The sequence below is a fragment of the Rhizobium sp. BK650 genome, assembly GCF_014195325.1.
Taxonomy (GTDB): Bacteria; Pseudomonadota; Alphaproteobacteria; order Rhizobiales; family Rhizobiaceae; genus Rhizobium.
In genome coordinates this window covers 211,257-226,739 of the sequence record NZ_JACIBK010000004.1, presented here as the reverse complement: position 1 = coordinate 226,739, position 15,483 = coordinate 211,257, and the positions used below count along the sequence as shown (strand labels likewise).

Genomic DNA, 15,483 nt, shown 5'->3' with positions numbered 1-15,483 from the left:
GGTGCTTTCAAGGGCGAGCATGAAACTACTCGAGACATACATATTGCGGCGTGTCGGCCAGATGTTTCTCGTGGCCCTGCTTCCGGTGCTCGCGATCATCTGGACCACCCAGGTCCTCCAGCGCATCAACTTGGTGACCGACAGCGGCCAGTCGATCGGCTCCTTCGCAATGCTGGCGACGCTGATCCTGCCGTCGATCATCCCGATCGTGCTGCCCTTCGCTCTCGTCATCGGCATTACCCAGACGCTGACGACGATGAACAATGATTCCGAACTGACCGTGATCGATGCGGCCGGCGCCCGCCGCAGCATCCTGGCGCGGCCGATTCTGCTTCTGGCCGTCCTCGTCAGCGTCTTCTCGTTATTCGTCGACAATGTCGTCGAGCCGCGCGCAAAGACCGTCGTGCGTGAGATGATCGCCGCCACCTATGCCGACCTTCTTTCGTCCGTGATCGAGGAAAAGACCTTCCGTAAGATCGACGAAGGCCTCTATGTACAGATCTCGCAACGCCTCGCCGGGCGCACGCTGAAAGGCCTCTTCGTCGCCGACGAGCGCGACCCGAATTACGAGCTTATCTATTATGCGCGCGAGGGCGCCGTGGACGATGTCGGTACGTCGCTGATCATGCATGACGGCGAAGTTCATCGCAAAACGGCCGATGGCAGCGTTTCGGTCATCAAATTCGATTCCTATTCCTTCGACCTTTCGGACATGACGGAAAACAACGGACAGGCCACACTTCGCGCCAGCGACCGCGATCTTGCCTTCCTGCTCAATCCCGATCCGAAAGATCCCGACTATATCGCCAAGCCTGGCAGCTATACCGCCGAACTGCATCGCCGGCTGACCGACTGGACGCTTCCCTTCGTTTTTGCGCTATTCTCGCTTGCCATAGCCGGGGATGCCCGGTCGCACCGAGAGGCGCGATTGCATCCGATGATCGGCGCACTGGGCCTCGCATTCGTACTGCGCTGGGCGGCATTTTACGTCGCCAACCAGATCGACAAGAACACGGTCTATATTCCGATCCTTTATGCGGTCCCGATCGTGACCAGCCTGGTTTCGATTGTTTTCCTGAACATGCATAAGCGGCTCGCCATGCCGGTTGTCGTCAGAGATCGAACTTCGACAATGTGGAAGCGTGCACAGAAGCGGGTCCTTGCCGCAACGGGCCGGACCGGCAGAGGCGCTACGCGATGATTTTCGGAACGCTGTCGCGGTACTTCTTCCGCCGCTATGTCGTAACCACCATGTGGTTCCTGATCGGCATGAGCGCCATCACCTTTCTGCTCGACTTCAGCGAGACGGCGAGTCGCATCTCCAATTTCCCCGGCTATACGCTGGGCGGTGCCGTGCTGCTCACCGCCGTTCGACTGCCGCTGATCCTGCAGCAGACGATCCCCTTCGTAGCGCTGTTCGTCGGCATTACCGTACTGATCGGCCTCAACCGGAAATATGAACTCGTCGTCACCCGCGCGGCCGGCATTTCGGTCTGGCAGTTCATGCTGCCTTTTATCGTCGGATCCCTGATTCTTGGCGTACTGACAGTTGTCGCACTCAACCCGCTCGCCGCCTGGGGTCAAAGGCAGGCAACCCAGTTCGAAACGGCGTGGCGCGGTCAGGACAATGCGATGATCAGGGCGCTGCAGGTTCCCTGGCTGCGCCAGATCAGCGGCCGGGACGATGTCATCATCGGTGCCAAGACCGTGCTGGAGAATGGCACGCTGCTCATGGACGCCGTGCTTATCCACTTCGATTCCACCGGTCAGGTCATTATGAGGCAGGATGCCTCATCTGCCAAATTGGAAGATGGTTACTGGCAGCTTAACAATGTCGTCGAACGCAGGCCTGGAGAAATCCCGGTGCGCAAGGCTTCGGAACAGCTTCGTACCAATCTGAAACAAGACTTCATCAAGGAGCGGCTGACAGCACCGGAAACAATTGGTTTCTTTGACCTTTCCAACCGTATCGCTGCCGCCAAATCCTTCGGAATCTCTACGAAGGCACTTGAGACTCAATTCAACTCGCTGCTGTCGCAACCGCTGCTTCTGGTAGCGATGACTCTCATTGCTGCAACAGTGTCTCTGAAATTTAGCCGGTTCAACCAGTCACGGTCCGTGATTCTGGGTGGAATCCTTTCAGGCTTCATGCTTTATGTCGTCACCGTGCTTGTAAAAGCATTCGGAAGCAGCGGTGTCGTGCCGCCGTTTGTGGCGACTTGGATACCGGTGGTCGTGGCGCTCGCTTTAGGCGCAACGATTCTGCTTCATCAGGAGGATGGCTAGTGGCGGTAGGCGACCGCAAGAACTTTAGTAAACAGTTGGTTGCCCTGCTCTTAGGCGCAGCTCTGTGCAGCTATTTTGAAAATGCTCCGCTGGCCTACGGCCAGGAGAACAATACAGGCATGCCTGCGATCGGCAGCAATATCTCGCCGGACGCAAAACTGATGCTGTCGGCAAACGAACTGGTCTATGACAAGGACCAGCAGATCGTCTCTGTCATCGGGGGCGTGCAGATCAATTACGGCGGCTACAGGATGGTCGCCCAGAAGGTCGACTATAACCAGAAGACCGGCCGCATGATGGCGTCCGGCAACATCGAACTGGCAACCCCTGACGGCAACCGTATTTATGCCGACAGCCTCGACGTGACCGACAATTTCGCAGACGGCTTCATGAACGCGCTGCGAATCGAGACGAGCGACAATACCCGGCTTGTTGCCGAAACCGGGCAGAGGGTCGGCGGCACGCAGATGATTCTGAACAAGGGTGTCTATACTGCCTGCTTGCCTTGCGCCGAAAAACCCGATCGCGCGCCCTTCTGGCAGGTCAAGGCAAAACGCGTCATTCAGGACGGCCAGAAGCACACGATCACGCTGGAACATGCTCGTTTCGAACTGCTTGGCCAGCCGATCGCCTATGTTCCGTGGATCACGGTCCCCGATAATACAGTGAAGCGCAAGTCGGGCTTTCTGTTCCCGTCGATGAGCGTTTCGCAGAATATCGGCTACGGTCTGCACGTTCCCTATTATTACGTCATTTCTCCGAGCTCGGATTTTACTGTCACGGGCAGCGGCTATACCTCTCAGGGCTTCCTGCTCGAGGGTGAATACCGCCGCCGCTTCGAAAACGGCACGGTGACGATGCACCTCGCCGGCATCGATCAGATGAACCCCGCCAAATTCAGTCCGGGTACGAGCGATGCGGAAGCCAAACAGCGCGGCATGGTCGCGTCGGCAGGGCATTTCGTGATCAATCCCCGCTGGAGCTTCGGCTGGGACGTGATGGTGCAGAGCGACAACAACTTCTCGCGCACCTATAAGATAGATGGTTACGACAATACGCCGCACGCCAACACCGTCTACCTGACTGGTGTCGGCAAGCGGAATTATTTCGACCTGCGGTCCTTCTATTTCGACGTACAGGATGCCGACCGTAACAGCACCGCGGAAAAACAGCAGGCGATCGTTTATCCGACGCTCGATTATCATTATGTCGCGCCGAGGCCGGTTGCTGGCGGTGAACTTTCCGCAGATGTCAATCTGACCAATATTTCGCGCACGCATGACGACTTCTACAACGTCGCCGGTTTCGACCGCTTCCGTGGCTTGGAGGGCCAGACGACCCGCTTGAGCACGGAAGTACAGTGGAAGCGCACCTACGTAACACCGACCGGGCTGGTTATTACGCCGTTGCTCGCGGCACGTGGCGATGCTTTCGCACTCAACATGGACAGCCCCGTCAATGCCAACGGCGTTCCCTATGCCGGCGATTATCTCGACGATAATGCGGCAACGCGCGGAATGGTGACGGCCGGGCTGGAAATGCGTTACCCGATCCTGTTTACGACCAGCAACAGCACACATGTTCTGGAGCCGATTGCCCAGATCTACGCACGACCGGATGAACCGCTCGCCGGCCGGCTTCCGAACGAAGACGCGCAGAGCTTCGTCTTCGATGCGACCAACCTTTTTGATCGTGACAGGTTTTCCGGCTACGACCGTATCGAGGGCGGCACGCGCGCAAACGTCGGTTTCCAGTATACCGGCACGTTCGACAGCGGCTACAAGCTGCACGGCATCTTTGGGCAGTCCTATCAGCTTGCCGGTCAGAATTCATTTGCGACCGACGACCTCGTGAATGTCGGCGCCGAATCCGGCCTGGAGACCGATCGTTCCGATTATGTCGGACTGGGCGGTATCGAGATGCCCTTCGGCCTCTCCGTGGCAGCATCCTACCGCCTGGACGAGAAGGATTTCTCCTTCAACCGCGGCGACCTGACGACGGCCTATCAGAACGATACTTTCTCGGGACAGGTGACTTACACGCACGTGACCGCTCAGCCGGCCTACGGCTTTGCTCAAGACCAAGATGAGATTCAGGCGAGCAGCAGGATCAAGTTCAAAGATTACTGGTCGATCTTCGGCGGCATCGCCTGGGATCTGAACAACGACGTCGTCGTCAGGCGTACCCTCGGCATTTCCTATGAGGACGAGTGCACGATCTTCACCATCGCCTATGTGGATAGGCGGGATACGACGGACCAAACGGCAAGCGACTGGACGATCGCCGCACGTCTGACCTTCCGCACGCTCGGCGATATCCGGCTGGGCACGGGTGACGCTGCAAACAGCCTCTGACGCCAGATGGGCGGCCGGAATCTCCGGCCGGGCCATTCTTTCGCCGTAACCCTGTGCAGGACATTGCGACCAGTCGTTATGTGAGGCATAGGGTGTCGCAGAGCATGAGAGGCGATTTCTGCTTGTCTCAGTCTATGGTAAGAACGCCGCGCCGGGTCGTGCGGCGCTATCGGGAGGTCAACGAATGATTGACGCGAAGAAAACCGTCACTACGCTTATTGCAGGCGCAGCCTTTATGCTTGCTGCCTTCGGTTCCCCAGCCCTCGCCGCCAGCGAAGTCAAGGTGGTGGTAAACGGTACCGCCATTACCAGTGGCGACGTTGCAAAGCGACAGGCCTTCATGCGCCTGCAGCGCTTGAAGCCCGATGCCAAGGCTGCCGAAGAACAGCTTGTCGACGAGACGCTGAAGCGGCAGGAAATCTCCCGTGTGCGCATGTCGGTTTCGCAGGACGACGTCAACGCCTCCTTCGCCCGTTTCGCCGCCAGCAACAAGCTTTCCGTCGAGCAGATGTCGCAGATCCTCGACCGCGCCGGCGTCGGTGTCGATCATTTCAAGAACTTCATTGCGGTACAGATGAGCTGGCCGCGTCTCGTCAATGCGCGCTACGGCTCCAGCGCGCGCCTCTCGAATTACGACCTGGTCAACCGGATGATGCAGAACAACAAGCAGAAGCCGGTGACGACGGAGTATATTCTGCAGCAGGTCATTTTCGTTGTCCCCCCGGCCAAGCGCAACGCGATCACGGCCAAGCGCAAGAGCGAGGCTGAGGCATCGCGCTCCAAATATCCCGGATGCGATCAGGCAAAGACCTTCGCTGCTACGATGCGGGATGTTTCCGTGCGCGATCTCGGTCGCATGCTCGCCCCTGAAATCCCGGCGGAATGGAAAGATCTCGTTGCTCAGGTCAAGGGCAATACGACGGCAACGCGCGTAACCGACAAGGGCGTGGAATATCTGGCAATCTGCAGCCAGCGCCAGGTCTCGGACGACCAGGCAGCCGAAATGGTGTTCCGTCAGGAGGACCTCGACAAGGCCAAGTCGGACAAGTCCGCAGCACCTGAAAACGAAAACAGCACCAAATATCTGGATGACCTGCGCAAGCACGCGCAGATCATCTATCGCTGATTTTCCATGGCGACACCGTTTTCGCAACCGCTTGCAGTGACGCAGGGCGACCCGGCCGGCGTCGGGCCTGATATCACCCTCATGGCTTGGCTTCGCAGACGCGAGCTCGGGCTGCCGCCATTCTTCCTCATTGGCGATCCCGATGTGCTTGCCGTGCGCGCACGACAGCTGAAGCTCGATGTTGCCCTGCGCAGCATCGGCACCGCGAGGGAAAGCCTCGGTGCATTTGCGGACGTGCTGCCTGTCATGCCTATTCCGGCCGGCATTGATGTTGCAGCGGGAGAGCCGCATGTCGCCACGGCGAAGGGTACCATCGCCTCGATCGAGACGGCTGTGGCGTTGGTGATGCAAGGCGAAGCCCTTGCGGTCGTCACCAATCCGATCGCCAAGTCGGTGCTTTATGAGGCGGGGTTCAGGTTTCCCGGTCACACTGAGTTCCTCGCCGATCTCGCCTTGCGTGCGACGGGCCAGTCTGTCATGCCCGTCATGATGCTTGCCGGACCGAAACTGCGCGCCATTCCAGTCACCATCCATATTCCGCTCAAGGATGTGCCGCAGGCGCTGACACTCGGCCTGATCGTCGAGACCTGCCGGATCGCGGACAGGGATCTGAGGCAGCGGTTTGGCATCGCCGCTCCGCGGCTTGCGATCGCAGGGCTTAATCCACATGCCGGCGAAGGCGGCGCAATCGGCAAGGAGGATGAGACCATCATCCATCCGGCGGTTCAGATCCTTCGCGATGAGGGCATCGATGCGATCGGACCCCTCCCCGCCGACACCATGTTCCATGACGAGGCGCGCGCGCGTTATGATGTTGCCGTCTGCATGTATCACGATCAGGCGCTGATCCCTGCCAAGGCACTCGGCTTCGATGATTCCGTGAACGTCACGCTAGGCCTTCCCTTCGTGCGCACCTCCCCGGACCACGGCACCGCTTTCGGTATTGCCGGCAAGGGGCTGGCACGTGAGGCAAGCCTCATTGCCGCTCTAAAGCTCGGCGCGCAGCTTGGCCGTACCGCTGAAAGCCATCGTTGATGGCTGCACTCGATAGTCTGCCGCCGCTTCGCGAGGTCATCCAGCGCCACGGCCTCGATGCGCGCAAGGCGCTCGGGCAGAACTTCCTGCTCGACCTCAATCTGACGCAGAAGGTTGCCCGCACCGCCGGTACACTTCAAGATGTGACAGTCTTTGAAGTCGGTCCCGGCCCCGGCGGACTGACGCGGGCCATTCTGGCGCTCGGTGCAAAGAAGGTCGTCGCCGTCGAACGCGATGCACGCTGCCTGCCGGCGCTGGCCGAGATTGCCGACCATTATCCCGGCCGGCTGGAGGTAATCGAAGGCGACGCCCTGAAGATCGATTTCGAGGCGCTGGCGTCGGAAGGTCCCGTCAAGATCATCGCCAACCTGCCCTACAATGTCGGCACCCAGCTTCTGGTGAACTGGCTGCTGCCAAAGACGTGGCCGCCCTTCTGGCAATCGCTGACGCTGATGTTCCAGAAGGAAGTCGGCGAACGCATCGTCGCCTCCGAGAATGATGATCACTATGGCCGGCTCGGCGTACTCGCCGGCTGGCGCACCCATGCCCGCATGGCCTTCGATATTCCGCCGCAGGCTTTCACGCCACCGCCGAAGGTCACCTCGACGGTGGTTCATCTGACGCCGAACGAAAATCCCATTCCCTGTTCAGTCGCCAATCTGGAGAGGATCACACAGGCCGCCTTTGGTCAGCGCCGCAAGATGCTGCGCCAGAGCCTGAAGCCGCTTGGCGGCGAAAGCCTGCTTGTCAAAGCCGGCATCGATCCGGCTAGACGCGCAGAGACGTTGTCGGTGGAGGAGTTTTGCCGGCTGGCGAACAGCCTTTAGAGCACTTCCTTCTCTTGGAAACGGGAGATGCTCTTTATCTCTTTGTTTTCACGCAATTCCAGACGCAAAAGCGCTGCACACTTCTGCTGGAATTGCGTTACAGAACCGGCGTCTCTTCCAGCAATTGTCGAACGAAATCGAACATGCCGTGACGACGATCGCGGCGCAGGCGTTCTGCCTTGACGATCGACTGCACGGCGTCGAAGGCGGCGTTCAGATCATCATTGATGATGACGTAGTCATACTCGCGCCAATGGGCGATTTCGGCACGGGAATTCGCGAGGCGCGTCTGGATGACCTCCTCGGAATCCTCGGCGCGGCGATGCAGGCGGGATTGCAGTTCGGTCATGGTCGGCGGCAGCACGAAGATCGAGACCACATCGGCCTGCATCTTCTGCTGCAATTGCTGGGCGCCCTGCCAGTCGATATCGAAGAGCATATCGCGGCCTTCCGACATCGCCTGTTCGACCGGTTCGCGGGGTGTACCGTAGAAATTGCCGTGAACCTCGGCCCATTCCAGCAGGGAGTCTGAATCGCGCAGCCGCTCGAATTCCCGCACCGTTTTGAAATGGTAGTGCACGCCTTCCACTTCGCTGGGACGGCGCTGGCGGGTCGTGACGCTGACGGAAAGGCCGATCTGCTTATCGGTTTCCAACAGTGTGCGCGCTATCGTGGATTTGCCGGCACCCGAGGGCGACGAGATGACCAACATCAGACCGCGGCGTGCGATCTGGATAGGCGATATTTTCGCCGGGCTCATGTCCTACTCCAAATTCTGGACCTGCTCGCGGAACTGGTCGATTACCACCTTCAGCTCGATACCGGCTGCGGTGACAGCCGATGCGTTCGATTTGGAGCAGATTGTATTCGATTCCCGGTTAAATTCCTGTGCAAGGAAATCGAGCTTTCGGCCAACCGGGCCACCTTTTGTCAGGAGATCGCGGGCGGCGCCGATATGCGCCTTCAGCCGATCGATCTCTTCGCGCAGATCCGCCTTCGTAGCCAGTAGCGCTGCTTCGGCATGCAGCCGGTCACGGTCGAGCGCGCCGGCTCCCTCCATGAGGAGCGCGACCTGCCCTGCGAGCCTTGCCGCGATCTCCTGCGGTGAGCGCGAGGGATCGGCCTCGATCGTACCTGTCAGCGCTTCGATTGTCGCGACATGGCCGAGAAGCACGCGCGCCAGGGCCGCTCCCTCCTGTTCACGCATGGTCTTAAGCTCGGAAAGCGCCACGGTGAGCCCCGACAGGATATCGGCATCACGGGCGGCGATCGTCTCTTCGCTGTCTTGTGCCTCGCGAAAATCGACGAGGCCGCGGATGGAAAGCAAGGTGTCGAGCCTCAGAGGCGCCGGATCGATAAGACCTTCCAGTCTATCGCGCATGGCGAGAACGGCAGCGAAGGCATCCTGATTGAGCACCGCTTCAAGCTGGCTTTCGCCTGTCGTCAGCGCCAGCGTGGCCTGCAGATTGCCGCGGCTGAAATTTTCGCCGGCAATGCGGCGGACATCCGATTCGAGCCGCTCCAGACCCGGCGGCAAACGGAGACGGAGATCGAGGCCCTTGCCGTTGACCGAACGCAGCTCCCATGCCCAGCGCCACCGACTGCTCGTTCCCTCGCGTCGCGCAAACCCGGTCATGGACTGCAATGCCATCAAAGGCCTCCCGATGTCAGTTGATCTTCTTTTTCTTGAGCGGGACCGCCGATGTATTGTCCGCAGGCTGGTCCTCCGGCTGTCCGTCGACGGCTATTTCGGGATCAGCGCCCTTATCTGCTTCCAGCTTGCGCCAGCGCTTGACATTGGCGTTATGTTCTTCGAGCGTCGCAGCGAAGACATGGCCGCCGTTGCCATTGGCGACGAAGTAAAGGTCCTGCGTCTTCCAGGGGTTGGCGACGGCTTCAAGCGCATCCTTGCCGGGATTGGCGATCGGCGTCGGCGGCAGGCCCTTGATGACGTAAGTATTGAAAGGCGTCTCTTTCTTCAGGTCCGACTGATAGATCGGCCGGTCGGCCGGTTTGCCCTCGCCACCGAACAGGCCATAGATGATGGTCGGATCGGACTGCAGGCGCATGCCCTTGCCGAGACGGTTCAGGAAGACCGAAGCGACATGGGCGCGCTCATCCGGCACGCCGGTCTCCTTTTCGACGATCGAGGCGAGCGTTACCAATTCTTCCTTACTCTTCAAAGGCAGCGAAGAATCGCGCCGTTCCCAGATCTGGTCGACCAGCTTCTGCTGAGCGGCGGCCATCTGGTCGATGATCTCGGACCGTTTGGTGCCACGCGAGAACTTGTAGGTATCGGGTCGCAGGCTGCCTTCGGCCGGCAAGGCCGCAGGCAGATCGCCTTCGAGAACCGGATCGTCCAACATGCGATCGAACATCTGCCGCACTGTCAGTCCTTCGGGGAAGGAGACGGAATAAAGGATCGACTTGCCCGATTTCAGGAGCTCCATGATCTCGTTCATGGATGCGTGCGCCTTGATCTCATATTCACCGGCCTTGAGGCTTTCGCCGGCATTGAGATGCGTCGCCGTCAGATAACGAAAGATGCGGGCATCCGAGATGATGAGGTTGCGCTCAAGATTCGTGGCGATTTCCGAAAGGCCTGCACCATTGCGAACGATGAAATTGGTATTCGTCTGCAGCGGGCCGGGGTTCTGATAGGCCGTGATCGCGTAGTAGACGCCGATGAGGCCAGCGATGCAGACGACGACCAACATGGTCATCACAAAATTCAGGAAGAGGACTACCTGGCTGCGGGCATTCCGGGAGCGCTTCGGCGGCTCGGGAACGCGTTCCGGGCGCAGGGCTTCGCTCGGCGACTTCGGGATGATCGGTCCCTTCTGCGCCGACTGACCGTTCTGGCCGTTGTCGCTGCTCTGGTTGGTCGTGTCGCTCACCGGCAATCCTCTAAAACTAGGCCCTGCTTCGCTATTTCGCGAAGTAATGCGGCAAAAAACAGGTTCTGCCGCGCTTCATGATGCCGTTTGACGTTCGCCCGCGCTTGAAAACCGCCTGTTACGCGTTGTAGCGGCGCAGCACCAGCGATGCATTCGTGCCGCCAAATCCAAACGAATTGGATAGCGCCACGTTAATTTCTCGCTCACGAGCCTTGTGCGGAACAAGATCGATCGCCGTTTCTCGCTCAGGATTGTCGAGATTGAGTGTCGGGGGGGCAACGTTATCCCGAATCGCGAGTGTCGTGAAGATCGCCTCGATGGCACCGGCAGCACCCAGCAGGTGACCGGTCGCAGATTTGGTCGACGACATCGAAATTTTCGATGCCGCATTCCCGACGAGGCGTTCGACAGCGCCAAGCTCGATTGTATCGGCCATGGTCGAGGTACCGTGAGCGTTGATATAGTCGACGTCGGCAGGCGTCAGGCCGGCGCGTTTCAGCGCCATGGTCATGCAACGGAACGCGCCTTCGCCGTCTTCCGAGGGAGCGGTGATGTGGTAGGCATCGCCGGAAAGCCCGTAGCCAACCACTTCGGCGTAAATCTTGGCGCCGCGCGCCAGCGCATGGTCCAGCTCTTCGAGGACCACGATACCGGCGCCCTCGCCCATCACGAAGCCGTCACGGTCCCTGTCGTAGGGGCGCGAGGCTTTCTGCGGATCGTCATTATGCTGAGTGGACAGCGCCTTGCAGGCGGCAAAGCCGGCGAGCGAAATGCGGCTGACCGGAGATTCCGTTCCGCCGGCAACCATGACATCGGCATCGCCAAGTGCAATCAGACGGGCGGCATCGCCAATCGCATGCGCACCGGTCGAGCAGGCGGTGACGACCGAGTGGTTCGGGCCACGCAGCTTGTGGCGAATGGAGACCTGGCCGGAGACGAGATTGATCAGGCGGCCGGGGATGAAGAAGGGAGAGATACGGCGCGGGCCTTTGTCGCGCAGCGTATAGCCCGCTTCGACAATACCTTCGATGCCGCCAATGCCGGACCCGATCAGCACGCCGGTCGCGATCTGGTCCTCATCGGTCTCTGGATGCCAGTTGGCGTCGTTCAACGCCATGTCGGCGGCGGCCATGCCGTAGATGATGAAGGGGTCGACCTTGCGCTGTTCCTTCGGCTCCATCCAGTCGTCAGGATTGAAAGTGCCGTCCGCGCCCTCGCCGACGGGAATTCGGCAGGCAATCTTGGCAGGGAGATCGTCGACCTCGAATTCGGTCACCAGACGAGCGCCGTTTACTCCCGCAAGCAGGCGGGACCAGGTAACTTCCGTTCCGCATCCCAAGGGCGATACCATACCGGTACCTGTAATGACGACCCTTCTCATCGACTGCTTTCCCCCCGTCTGTTATGTTTTATGGAGAAACATGCTCAAAAGAAAAGGGCGGACTCTTGGCCCGCCCTTTCTCAAATGCGCAGAATCAGGCCTGAGCCTTCTCAATGAATTTTACAGCATCGCCGACCGTCAGGATCGAGTCAGCGGCATCATCAGGAATTTCAACGCCGAATTCTTCTTCGAAGGCCATGACTAGTTCGACGGTGTCGAGCGAGTCTGCGCCCAGATCGTCGATAAAGCTGGCGCTCTCGACAACCTTGTCGGCATCGACGCCAAGATGATCAATAACAATTTTCTTTACGCGTTCTGCGATATCGCTCATGTCGGTTTCCTCGACCTTATGTCCTGATCGGAATGTCTTTCTGACACCCCTACCCTGTTTCAGCCTGCGATGTTTTCAGACACCCTCGGCAAACTCGTTTTACCCGGCTTTAGAGAAGTCCCAGGCTTGCGAAAAGCCCGCCGGTCCGTCTGCTTTTTCGGGACGACTGTACACAGTCATGGCCCGCTTAACATGCTTTAAGTCTGCCGCAAAGCCAGAAAATCAACCGTTCGTGATTGCTCAACACGCTATTGGCTGAAATCGGCGGCTGCGGCAGCTAATCGTTTCAGATCATGGCCATGCCGCCGTTCACGTGCAACGTCTGACCCGTCATATAAGCCGCTTCCGAGGAGGCGAGATAGACGACGGCAGAGGCCACTTCGGCGCCGGTTCCCATGCGTTTCATGGGGATCGCCCCCATGATCGCTTCCTTCTGCTTGTCGTTCAGCTTGCCGGTCATGGCGCTTTCGATGAAGCCCGGAGCGACACAGTTTACCGTCACGTTGCGCGTGGCGATTTCTTGTGCCAGCGACTTTGAGAAGCCGATCATGCCGGCCTTGGAGGCGCAGTAATTGGCCTGGCCCGGATTGCCGGTGACGCCGACGACGGAGGTGATGTTGATGATGCGGCCATAGCGGCGGCGCATCATCGGATGGGTGAGCTCGCGCGTCAGGCGGAAGGTCGCCGTCAGGTTCACTTCGAGAACGGCATCCCAATCTTCGTCGCTCATGCGCACGAAGAGGCCATCCTTGGTTATGCCGGCATTGTTGACGAGGATATCGACGCCTTCGAGATCGGCTTCCGCTTTCTGGCCGAGAGCCTTCACCTCGTCACGATCCGACAGGTTTGCCGGGAAGATCTTGACGCGCTCGCCAAGCTCGTTTGCCAAGGTCTCGAGCTTTTCGACGCGGGTGCCGTGCAGGCCGACGATGGCGCCCTGCTTATGGAGAAGGCGGGCGATTTCCTCGCCGATGCCGCCCGATGCGCCGGTGACGAGAGCCTTGCGGCCGGAAAGATCGAACATGAGGACGTTCCTTATATAAATAGAGCTATCAGGCCGTGAGAGCAGCAATGGCGGCGTCGATATCGCCCGGACCATTGACCGCGACACCATTGATATTCTTGTCGATGCGGCGTGCAAGGCCGGTCAGCACCTTGCCGGCACCGAGTTCATAAAGCGTAGTGACGCCATTTGCGCCAAACCATTCCACCGTTTCGCGCCAGCGGACCTGTCCGGTGACCTGCTCGACGAGAAGCCTGGCAATCTCTTCGGCATCCGTGACAGGCGCGGCGCGGACATTGGCGATGAGGGGCACGACTGGGTTTGCCTTTTTCACCCCGGCGAGCGCCTCGCGCATGGCATTTGCGGCCGGCGCCATCAGCTTGGAATGGAAGGGAGCGGAAACCGGCAACAGGATGGCGCGCTTGGCGCCCTTATCGGTCGCAAGGCCGGCGGCCTTTTCCACGGCCGACTTTTCGCCCGATATGACGAGCTGACCGCCGCCATTGTCATTGGCGATCTGACAGGAGCCGGTGGCGGCGGCCTCCTCGCAGACAGCCTGCACGTCGGCATGTTCGAGGCCGATGATGGCGGCCATGGCGCCGACACCGACCGGAACTGCGGCCTGCATGGCGTTGCCGCGGATGCGCAGAAGACGAGCCGTATCGGCGACAGAGAAGGTGCCCGCAGCACAGAGAGCGGAATATTCGCCGAGCGAATGGCCGGCGACGTAAGCGACCTTCGCCTTCAGATCGAGCCCCTTGGCTTCCAGAACACGGATGACAGCCATGGAGACGGCCATCAGCGCCGGCTGGGCATTCGCCGTCAGCGTCAGCTTGTCCTCGGGACCGTTGAACATCACATCGGAAAGCTTTTCACCGAGCGCTTCATCGACCTCTTCGAAAACGGCGCGGGCTTCCGCAAAATTCTCGGCGAGATCCTTGCCCATGCCGATGGCCTGGCTGCCCTGGCCGGGAAAAGTGAAAGCAACGGTCATTTTCGGTCCCTCGATAGTGCCCATCGGGCCATTTCGCCTCCAATTGACATTCTTTCTTTCAGAGTCAAGTGGCGGCGGATTCTCTCCAAAGCCTTCCGCCCCGGCCAGAACACCCGGTTTTTTATCTTGCGCTTGATCAAATCCGGCTTAGATTTGCGCAGCTCTTCCCAAGCCCTCCTTTCCCAGACCACGTCCAGGGTTCCCGATGAAATACAATAAATTAGGCCGTACAGATATTTCCGTTTCCGAGATTTGCCTGGGCACCATGACCTGGGGCACGCAGAACAGCGAAGCGGAAGCCCACGAGCAGATGGACTACGCCGTCCAGGAAGGCATCAATTTCTTCGATACCGCCGAGCTTTATCCGACCACGCCCGTTTCGGCCGAAACGCAAGGGCGCACGGAAGAATATATCGGCAGCTGGTTCGCAAAGACCGGCAAGCGTAAGGACATCGTCCTTGCCACCAAGGTCGCCGGCACCGGCCGTTCGTATATCCGCAACGGCGAAGGCGCCGACGCCAAGAACATCCGTCTTGCGCTCGAAGCCAGCCTGAAGCGGCTGAAGACCGACTATGTCGATCTCTACCAGATCCACTGGCCGAACCGCGGCCATTTCCATTTCCGCCAGAGCTGGCATTACGATCCCTTCAAACAGGATCGCGCCAAGGCCACCGCCAACATGACCGAAATTCTGGAGACGGTCGGCGCGCTGGTGAAGGAAGGCAAGATCCGCGCCTTCGGCCTGTCGAACGAAACGACCTGGGGCACGCAGAAATATGTGACGCTTTCCGAGCAGCTGAACCTGCCCCGCGTCGCGAGCGTGCAGAACGAATACAATCTTCTCTACCGCCATTTCGATCTCGATATGGCTGAACTCTCGCATCATGAAGACGTGGGTCTGCTCGCCTATTCGCCGCTTGCCGCCGGCATTCTGACCGGCAAGTACGTCAACGGCGAGAAGCCGGCGGGCACGCGCGCTGCGATCAACGGCGACCTTGGCGGACGCCTGCAACCGCTGCAGGAAGCGCCGACGAAAGCCTATCTGGAGATCGCCGCTCGCTACAGGCTTGACCCTGCCCAAATGGCGCTCGCCTTCTGCCTGACCCGCCGCTTCATGACGTCGGCCATTATCGGCGCGACAACGATGGCGCAGCTGAAGACGGATATCGGCTCGGCGAACGTGGAACTCAGCAGCGATGTTCTCGCTGAAATCGAGAAGGTACACCGGCTGTATCCGATGCCTCTCTGA

At 59.5% G+C, this 15,483-nt stretch carries 14 protein-coding genes; 7 read left to right on the top strand and 7 right to left on the bottom strand.

All coding sequences use genetic code 11. The features are described 5' to 3' along the window. The first annotated feature begins 19 nt into the window (after positions 1-19). From FHX15_RS12930 to rsmA, 6 genes are all read left to right on the top strand, one after another. Positions 20-1,201: an LptF/LptG family permease gene (locus FHX15_RS12930; RefSeq protein WP_184397618.1), complete on the top strand. Its 1,182-nt coding sequence runs from the start codon at positions 20-22 to the stop codon at positions 1,199-1,201. Further along, complete coding sequence (lptG, locus tag FHX15_RS12925) at positions 1,198-2,286, top strand: LPS export ABC transporter permease LptG (protein WP_184397616.1); 1,089 nt, start codon at positions 1,198-1,200, stop codon at positions 2,284-2,286. The genes FHX15_RS12930 and lptG overlap by 4 nt, the downstream gene beginning before the upstream one ends. Beyond that, on the top strand, positions 2,286-4,640 hold the full coding sequence (locus tag FHX15_RS12920) for an LPS-assembly protein LptD (protein ID WP_184397614.1): 2,355 nt from the start codon (positions 2,286-2,288) through the stop codon (positions 4,638-4,640). Before lptG ends, FHX15_RS12920 begins: the two co-directional genes overlap by 1 nt. A gap of 184 nt (positions 4,641-4,824) precedes the next feature. Then, positions 4,825-5,766, top strand: a complete 942-nt coding sequence (locus tag FHX15_RS12915) for a peptidylprolyl isomerase (protein WP_184397612.1) — start codon at positions 4,825-4,827, stop codon at positions 5,764-5,766. A 6-nt stretch (positions 5,767-5,772) separates the two neighbouring features. Then, the gene (gene pdxA, locus FHX15_RS12910; protein ID WP_184397610.1) at positions 5,773-6,801 is read left to right on the top strand and encodes a 4-hydroxythreonine-4-phosphate dehydrogenase PdxA; all 1,029 of its coding nucleotides are present in this window, start codon (positions 5,773-5,775) and stop codon (positions 6,799-6,801) included. Beyond that, positions 6,801-7,628: a 16S rRNA (adenine(1518)-N(6)/adenine(1519)-N(6))-dimethyltransferase RsmA gene (rsmA, locus tag FHX15_RS12905; RefSeq protein WP_184397608.1), complete on the top strand. Its 828-nt coding sequence runs from the start codon at positions 6,801-6,803 to the stop codon at positions 7,626-7,628. Before pdxA ends, rsmA begins: the two co-directional genes overlap by 1 nt. Positions 7,629-7,725: 97 nt before the next feature. Here rsmA and gmk read toward each other — a convergent pair whose 3' ends face one another. The 7 genes from gmk to fabD form a co-directional block, all read right to left on the bottom strand. After that, positions 7,726-8,388, bottom strand: a complete 663-nt coding sequence (gmk, locus tag FHX15_RS12900; protein WP_184397606.1) for a guanylate kinase — start codon at positions 8,386-8,388, stop codon at positions 7,726-7,728. Between the two features lie 3 nt (positions 8,389-8,391). After that, positions 8,392-9,279, bottom strand: a complete 888-nt coding sequence (locus FHX15_RS12895) for a YicC/YloC family endoribonuclease (RefSeq protein WP_184397604.1) — start codon at positions 9,277-9,279, stop codon at positions 8,392-8,394. Between the two features lie 16 nt (positions 9,280-9,295). Beyond that, the gene (mltG, locus tag FHX15_RS12890) at positions 9,296-10,525 is read right to left on the bottom strand and encodes an endolytic transglycosylase MltG (RefSeq protein WP_184397602.1); all 1,230 of its coding nucleotides are present in this window, start codon (positions 10,523-10,525) and stop codon (positions 9,296-9,298) included. A gap of 118 nt (positions 10,526-10,643) precedes the next feature. Beyond that, entirely contained in the window at positions 10,644-11,906 is a 1,263-nt protein-coding gene (gene fabF, locus FHX15_RS12885) for a beta-ketoacyl-ACP synthase II (protein WP_184397600.1), read from the bottom strand. Between the two features lie 94 nt (positions 11,907-12,000). Further along, entirely contained in the window at positions 12,001-12,237 is a 237-nt protein-coding gene (locus FHX15_RS12880) for an acyl carrier protein (protein WP_003547058.1), read from the bottom strand. 286 nt (positions 12,238-12,523) lie between these two features. Continuing rightward, positions 12,524-13,261: a 3-oxoacyl-[acyl-carrier-protein] reductase gene (fabG, locus tag FHX15_RS12875; RefSeq protein ID WP_184397598.1), complete on the bottom strand. Its 738-nt coding sequence runs from the start codon at positions 13,259-13,261 to the stop codon at positions 12,524-12,526. 28 nt (positions 13,262-13,289) lie between these two features. Continuing rightward, the gene (gene fabD / locus FHX15_RS12870; RefSeq protein WP_184397596.1) at positions 13,290-14,234 is read right to left on the bottom strand and encodes an ACP S-malonyltransferase; all 945 of its coding nucleotides are present in this window, start codon (positions 14,232-14,234) and stop codon (positions 13,290-13,292) included. A 205-nt stretch (positions 14,235-14,439) separates the two neighbouring features. Here fabD and FHX15_RS12865 point away from each other — a divergent pair, with 205 nt between their 5' ends. Continuing rightward, positions 14,440-15,483, top strand: a complete 1,044-nt coding sequence (locus FHX15_RS12865) for an aldo/keto reductase (protein WP_184397593.1) — start codon at positions 14,440-14,442, stop codon at positions 15,481-15,483.